General features: G+C 63.1%; 7 protein-coding genes. 5 read left to right on the top strand and 2 right to left on the bottom strand.

From position 1 onward, the window contains the following. On the bottom strand, positions 1-1019 hold a 1019-nt coding region (locus tag ACTHL0_RS07190), incomplete at its 3' end, for a pyridoxal phosphate-dependent aminotransferase (RefSeq protein ID WP_440565977.1). A gap of 404 nt (positions 1020-1423) precedes the next feature. Here ACTHL0_RS07190 and ACTHL0_RS07195 point away from each other — a divergent pair. The 5 genes from ACTHL0_RS07195 (at position 1424) to ACTHL0_RS07215 (ending at position 6076) form a co-directional block, all read left to right on the top strand. Then, entirely contained in the window at positions 1424-2377 is a 954-nt protein-coding gene (locus ACTHL0_RS07195; RefSeq protein ID WP_440565979.1) for an SMP-30/gluconolactonase/LRE family protein, read from the top strand. 225 nt (positions 2378-2602) lie between these two features. Next, positions 2603-3268, top strand: a complete 666-nt coding sequence (locus ACTHL0_RS07200) for a FadR/GntR family transcriptional regulator (protein WP_440565981.1) — start codon at positions 2603-2605, stop codon at positions 3266-3268. A 191-nt stretch (positions 3269-3459) separates the two neighbouring features. Further along, on the top strand, positions 3460-4236 hold the full coding sequence (hyi, locus tag ACTHL0_RS07205; RefSeq protein WP_440565982.1) for a hydroxypyruvate isomerase: 777 nt from the start codon (positions 3460-3462) through the stop codon (positions 4234-4236). 223 nt (positions 4237-4459) lie between these two features. Beyond that, a complete protein-coding gene (locus ACTHL0_RS07210) occupies positions 4460-5272 on the top strand; it encodes an NAD-dependent epimerase/dehydratase family protein (RefSeq protein WP_440565983.1) in 813 nt (270 codons plus the stop codon). 33 nt (positions 5273-5305) lie between these two features. Further along, positions 5306-6076 (top strand): HpcH/HpaI aldolase family protein, encoded by a 771-nt coding sequence (locus ACTHL0_RS07215; protein WP_440565984.1) that lies wholly within the window; start codon positions 5306-5308, stop codon positions 6074-6076. A 262-nt stretch (positions 6077-6338) separates the two neighbouring features. On the opposite strand, the gene ACTHL0_RS07220 is transcribed toward ACTHL0_RS07215, so the two are convergent. Next, positions 6339-7661 carry a TRAP transporter large permease gene (locus ACTHL0_RS07220; protein ID WP_440565985.1) on the bottom strand — a complete coding sequence of 441 codons (1323 nt, stop codon included), beginning with the start codon at positions 7659-7661 and terminating at the stop codon, positions 6339-6341. Between the last annotated feature and the right edge of the window lie 14 nt (positions 7662-7675).

The raw sequence follows: 7675 nt of genomic DNA on the forward strand, positions 1-7675 counted from the left end.
GAATCGTCATAGCCCGCGATACGAAAAAACACATACATCGCACCGCCCGCCTCAGGGACCTCTACGCCGGGAAGCTTTCGAAGCGCATTCGACAGCAACGCCCGCGTCTCCGACAGCCGCGCCCTGAGCCGCGCGACTTCCGGCTCGCCCCGCTGCAATGCCACCGCTGCCGCGCGCTGCACCGGCTCGAATATGCACGAGAAGTTGTATTCGATGACCTTGGCCAAGTCCGCCGTGAGTTCGCGCGGCACGACCATCCAGCCGGCGCGCCAGCCCGTCATCGACCAAGCCTTCGAGAAGCTGTTGACCGAGATAATCCGGTCGCCCTCTTCGTAGCGCTTGAGAAACGATGGCGCCGAACGTCGCGTCGGATCGTAGACCAACCGCTCGTACACGTCGTCGCACAGGATCCAGATGCCATGCTTGCGGCAGTGTTGCAACACGACGTCGATGCTTTGCTCGTCGATCGTCCAGCCGGTGGGATTATTGGGCGAATTGACGATCAATGCGCGGGTTCCGGGCGTCAATGCGTCCAATAGCCGATCCAGGTCGAGCGTCCATCGGCCCTCGCGCACGCTCAGTGGCACCCGCTCGACCTGAGCGCCAAGAATCTTCGGGATCTCACACACGTTGGGCCAGAGCGGCGTGATCGCGACAACACGATCCTGCGCGGATAAAAGCAGTTCGGACGCGATCATCAAGCCCGTTACGCCCGAACTGATCGCGGCGATGCGATCCGCCTCGATCTCCCGGCCGTGCAGCTCCGAAAGATAGGTGGCGATACTTTCCCGCAAGTACGGCCGCCCGAGATTCTGAGAGTAAAACGTCTCTCCTTGTTCCAACGAACGCGCGGCTTCCTCGCGAATGAAGCTGGGCGTTGCCGTGTCCGACTCCCCGAACCAAAACGGCAAGACATCCGTTCGGCCCATGCCGCTGTTAGAGACTTCTCGAATCAGCGATCCGGCCAGTTCTCGAATCGAGGCTCTGGCTTCAATGGGGTAGGTGCGGCTGTCGGGCATGGCGCGTCTCGATAGGTCCTGATCGGGCGACCGTGCGCACACGGGTACTCGATCCGAGTTTTAGATGGCTTGTATTCTGACGCCGTTTTGATGAAGCCGCCGCCGAAACGGGCCGCGCTTTGCCGGTGCTCGCCGCGGCACACCGCAGCATCGCCGAGGCGGTCAGAAAAATGGATTGGCCAACCGGGATGCGTCGGCGATCGCGAAATTCCCGATCGACGGGCGGCACGAATAACGGCCGATCGCCGCTCGTCCATCCATTCGATACATGATTGACAATTACCATGTTGTATAACAACAATACCCGCACTTAGGTCGAGGCACCCGTCCCGCCACGTCAGCCTCGGCGCCCAATCTTCAAGACTCGCCGGGTGCAGCACTCGGCGAACGGCAACGGAATCGCAATGACCGACGATCGAGGAACGACGCAGCCGCATCGCCTGGAGCCTCACCGCGCACGGCGCTGCGCCGTCGGCGAAAGCCCTGTCTGGCGGGCGTCGCAGCAAGCGCTGTACTGGGTGGATATTCCGGCGCAAACGCTCGTGCGCTACGAGCTGACGCGGGCACGCCGCACCGAATGGCGACTGCCCGAGCGCGTCGGCTGTATCGCATTCGACCGCAGCGGTACAGTACTGGGAGCACTGGAGACGGGGCTGTTCGCGGTCGAACTGCATGAGCCGTCGGCCGATGCGGCTCGCGCCGAACCATCACACGCACACCATGGCACGACGACGATACGCCGCCTGGCACAAGTCGAGCACGATGCCGAGCGCATGCGCTTCAACGACGGCCGGTGCGATCGTCAGGGCCGCTTCTGGGCCGGCACAATGGTGCAGGACGCCACCACCCCTCAACCCGCGGGCAAGCTTTATCGGTACGACGCACATTCGGGTCTGTCCGCACCGATCGTCGACGGCCTATGCACGCAAAACGGCTTGGCCTGGTCCCCCGACGGACGCACGATGTATCTCTCCGATTCGCACCCGTCGAGCCGGCTCGTTTGGGCCTTCGATTACGACATCGACGACGGCGTCCCCACGAACCGGCGCGTCTTCGCCGATCTGAACAACCACGCGGGCCGCCCCGATGGCGCCGCGATCGACGCCGACGGTTGCTACTGGACCTGCGCCAACGATGCGGGCCTCTTGCTGCGCTTTACACCGGAAGGCCGGCTCGACCGCCAACTCGCATTGCCCGCATCCAAGCCATCGATGTGCGCGTTTGGCGGCCCCGGCTTCGACACACTGTTCGTGACAACGATCTGCCCCGCTACGGTGGGCGAGCACGACGGCTTCGTCTTCGCGTTGACGCCCGGCGTACGGGGCCTGCCTGAGCCGGAGTTCGCCGGAGCACTGTAGCTGCCCCGCCCGCGCGCTTTGCTTACCGCGATGGCGAGCCACGCGCCGCGCAACCACAGCCGATCAGCGGCATCCGATGTGCGACCGTCGAGCGCCACCGGCAGCACGAATGAAGCATGATCGGCCACCACACTATGATTTACAACCTGCCGTGACTTACAATTGGCCACACTCCTGACAACTCATCGCAGATCCCCTCAAATGGCCGAGCAGAAGGCGCCGCGCATGCCGGCGCGCATATACAGCGACATCCTCAATCGCATCATCGACGGCGAATACAAGGAGGGGGAACGGCTGCCCACCGAACACGCGCTGGCGGAACGGTTCGCGACTTCAAGGCCGACCGTGCGCGAAGCGCTCGCGCAATTGCGCGCGGACGGCATCATCGCCACGCGTCACGGCTCGGGCACAACCGTCGTGCGGCGCCCCGATCCGGACGTGCGCCGCTTCGCGCCGCTCGAGACGTTGTCGGATATTCGACGCTGCTACGAGTACCGCGCCGTGATCGAATCCGGGGCGGCCGCCCTCGCCGCTGAAAAGGCCGACGACGAAGACATCGCCGCGATTCGCCACGAATGGGACAACCTGCAAACGATCGTCGAGACGTCGGGCATCGGCGCAAAGGACGACTTCGCGTTCCATCTCGCCGTCGCGCGGGCATCGAAGAATCAATTTTTTGTGGCAGGGCTCTCGTCGATTCAAGAGCAGATGGTCTTCAGCATGAACTTGTCGCGTAACCTGTCGCTCGTGAAGTCGATCGAGCGCCAGCGGCTCGTTCAGCAGGAGCACCTGGAAGTGCTCGAGGCGATCCAACAGCGCGATCCGGCGCGCGCGACCCGCGCCATGCGCGATCACCTGGAACGTGCACTGAGCCGCATGTTCGGTTCCTGACGCCCACGCCCACCGCACTTGCTTGACAACTTGTAAAATATCGCCGACGATGTCTTACATGGTCGGCGGTGGGGTGCGTGTCCCTGCCTAGCGGCGCGCGCCAAACGCACTGCTCGTCGGCCTTTCGCGTTCCAAGCGATCGGCATCGTCGTCCGGTCCGGCAGGACGCTCGCTCCCCCACGAGACATGCAATGACGAAACTCTGCGCGAACCTCACGATGCTGTTCGGCGAGGTCGATTTTCTGGACCGCTTCGCCCAAGCGGCCCATGCCGGCTTCAAAGGCGTCGAGTTCCTGTTCCCTTATGCCTACGACAAGCACGAGCTCGCCGAGCAGTTGCACCGGCACGGCCTCACGCAAGTGCTGCATAACCTGCCGGCTGGCGACTGGGCGGGCGGAGAACGCGGCATCGCCTGTCTGCCCGATCGGGTCGGCGAATTCCAGGACGGTGTCGGCACGGCCATCGACTATGCGCAGGCACTGGGCTGCAAACAATTGAACGTGCTGGCCGGCATCGCCCCGGCGGGCGTAGCCGCCGATACGGTGTACGAGACGTTCGTCTCCAACGTGAAGTTCGCCGCGCAAGCGCTGGCTGCTGCAGGCATCCGCCTGTTGATCGAGCCGATCAACACGTTCGATATCCCCGGCTTTTACGTCAACCGCACGCATCAAGCGCTCGATCTGATTGAGCGCAGCGGCAGCGATAACGTGTTCTTGCAGTACGACATCTATCACATGCAGCGGATGGAGGGCGAACTGGCCGCAACGATCGAACGGCATCTGCCGCGGATCGCCCATATGCAGCTCGCCGACAACCCCGGCCGCCATGAGCCCGGTACCGGCGAAATCCACTATCCGTTCCTCTTCGCCCATCTCGAGAAGATCGGCTACGACGGTTGGATCGGTTGCGAATACAAGCCCGCCACGACGACGGCTGCCGGGCTCGGCTGGACTGCCGACTATCTCTGAGCGAGCTCGCGAAGGAAGCGAAAGGCAGCAGTTCGCTGGCCGTCGCGGCTCCGACGCTCACCGAGAAGCTGCACCTTTCCATCATCGTCGGCGCGATCATTGCATGGAAGCTGATCGCACCCAACACGTCGCCGGGCCTGTGCCCGGAATGGCTCGAAGCGCATGGCGCACTGACCGCTTGATGGGCATTCCCCTCTCTGAACCTTCGACAAGGATTCGTATCGTGAAGAAAGTTGCATTGACCGGTGCGGCTGGCCAACTCGGCCGCGTATTGCGTAAGGCGCTGCTCGAGCGCGGCGTCGACCTGAGATCCGCAGCCGGCTCCCAACCGCTCGAGCCGATCGTGGCAGGCGAAGATGTCATGCATGGCGACCTGCGGGACGCCGCCGTCGTCGATCGGCTGCTTGCGGGCGTCGACGTCCTGATCCACATGGCCGGAACGAGCGTGGAACGGCCGCTGCCCGAGATCATCGAAAACAATTTGCGCGCGCTCGTCGAAGTGTATGACGGCGCGCGCCGCCACGGCGTAAAGCGCGTTGTCTTCGCCAGCTCGAATCATGCGATCGGTATGCATCCGGTCGAATCGAAACTTGGCGTTGACTGCGAGTTTCGTCCTGACGGCTTCTACGGCCTCAGCAAAATGTGGGGCGAAGGGCTCGCTCGCCTCTACTGGGACAAGCACGGTATCGAGAGCGTCTGCATCCGGATCGGCAGCTGCGTCGAAAAGCCGACCGAGTTCCGCCACCTGAGCACCTGGCTCGGCTTCGACGATCTGCTCCAGCTGATCGATCGTTCGATCCACGCGCCCGATCTCGGCTTTGAGGTCGTATGGGGCGTATCGGCGAACACGCGCAGCTACTGGGACAACTCGGGTGCGGCACGCCTCGGCTATCAACCGCGACAAAACGCGGAAGACTACGCAGCCGCGATTCTTGCCAAGTCGAACCCGATCAGCGCGATCGGCCAGCGCTTTCAAGGCGGCAGCTTCGCGAGCTTCGATTTTTCGCGGCAAGATATCAGCCCGGAAACGCGCTGATCAAGCCTCGTCCGATCCGACCCGGAGCCACCGATGAACGTCCCTGACAATCGCTTCAAGCGCGCACTCGCGGCGCGCGAACAACAGATCGGCCTGTGGTCCAGCCTTGCGAGTGCGATGTCGGTGGAATTGCTCGCCGCCGCCGGCTTCGATTGGCTCCTCCTCGACATGGAACACGCACCGAACGAAGTGCCGATGGTATGCGGGCAGTTGCAAGCGATGGCGGCATCCGGCACGCATCCCATCGTGCGCCCGCCCTGGAACGACATGGTGACGATCAAGCGCGTGCTGGATATCGGCGCGCAGACGTTATTGATTCCTTACGTCGAAACCGAAGCGCAGGCGCGCGATGCCGTCGCGTTCACGCGCTATCCGCCCGAGGGTGTGCGCGGCTATGCATCGTCGCCCCGTGCGTCCGGTTACGGCCGGATCGCCGATTATGCGAAGCACTGCGCGCGCGAGCTCTGCGTACTCGTGCAAGTGGAGAGCCGCCTGGGGCTCGACAATCTCGAACGCATCGCCGCGGTGGACGGCATCGACGGCGTGTTCATCGGGCCGGGCGATCTTGCGGCCGCACTCGGCCATACCGGTGAGATCGGGCATCCCGAGGTGCAAGCGACAATCGAAGAGACCATCCGCCGCATCGTCGCGACGGGCAAGCCTGCCGGCATCCTCACGCCGAACGAGGCATTGGCGCGCCGCTACATCGAATTGGGTTGCCTGTTCACGGCGGTGGGATCGGACATCGGCATTCTCGGACGCGGCGCCGAACAACTCGCCGCGCGCTTCAAAGACGGCCGTTGATGCGTTGATGCGTCGATGCACGGCCGACGGCCGACGGGCGATTCAGTCGGCATTCATCGCACTCCCGGGCACGCTTCCTGATCCGTACTTGCCAGCTGAGCGCCCGGCCCCATCAGGTCGGGTGAGGAGTTACCCCCTCAGCCCGCCCACACCACCGTTCGCGCGGTTCCGCATACGGCGGTTCAATTGATACGCTGAAGGCGATCCACGGTTTCGCGGATCGAGATCAGTCCCCGCACCTCGAAGTACTTATTTCCCGCCGTCAAAAGACCGGATGGGAATTGATCAGGCTCGGCAACCAGGTCGAGAAATACGGGAAATACGTGACGATATTGATCGCGCTGAAGATCGCCAGGTAGTACGGCCAAGCGATTTTCGTCGTCTCGCCGATCGACACATCGCCGATCGCGCAGCCGATGAACTGCACCGATCCGATCGGCGGATGCACGAGCCCCAGCGAGCAGTTCAACAAGATCATGATCCCGAATTGCACGGGGCCCACGCCGTAATGCATCGCCATCGGCAGGAACAGCGGCGTCGTGATCAGGATGTGCGCGGCCATATCGACGAACGTGCCGAGGAACACTTGAATGATGTTGATATACAGCAGCATCAACCAAGGCACCGTCGTCGCATGCTCGAGCAGATGTTCGATCGCGTCGGGAATCTCGAGATACGCCATCTGGAAGCGCAGCATGTTCGACACGCCGATGAGCAGCAGCACGACGCCCGTCGTGCGCGTCGCGCGCGCAAGGCACACGCATAGCTTACGCAGCGTCAGCGTGCGATACACGGCTAGCGTCAGCACGAGCGAGTACGCCACCGCGATCGCCGCCGCCTCGGTGGCCGTCGCGATACCCTTGGCCACACACGTCAGAATGATCAGGATCACGTACAACCCTGGAATGGCACCGACGAACGACTTGGCGACCGCGCCCCATCCCGGAAACACCGGCAACTCCGAGCTGCCGTCCGAACGTACCGGAAACCGATAGCGGACGGCTTGCCAGTAGGCCGCGAGCAGCACGAAGCCCATTACCCACAGCACCGGCAACAAGCCCGAGAACAGCAGATCGCCGATCGATACGCCCGTCACCGAATGGCCCGCGACGATGCCCGTAATCCCCTGCGCCGCGAGCGCATAGATGATCATGTTGGTCGAAGTCGGCATCAACGCACCGGCGAGCGAGGCGTGCGTCGTGACGTTGACCGCATAGGCGGCGCTGTAGCCTTCGCGCTTCATCAGCGGAATGACGACGCCGCCCATCGCCGAGGTATCCGCCGTCGGCGAACCCGATACGCCGCCGAACAGCGTACAGGCAACGACATTTGCCATCCCGAGGCCGCCGCGGAAATGCCCGACGGTGGCTTGCGCGAAGCGCAGAATGCGATCCGCGATGCCGCCGTGCAACATCAGTTCGCCCGACAGGATGAAGAACGGCACGGCGAGAAACGAGAAGGCATTGATGCCTGACACCATCGACTGCATCGCGGTGGCAAGCGGCAGCCCTTCATAGAGATAGGTCAGCACGCAAGCGAGGCCGAGTCCGAACGAAACCGGCACGCCCAGTACGAGAAACACCAGAAAACTGGCGACAA

The organism is Trinickia sp., from assembly GCF_051961175.1.
Taxonomy (GTDB): Bacteria; Pseudomonadota; Gammaproteobacteria; order Burkholderiales; family Burkholderiaceae; genus Trinickia.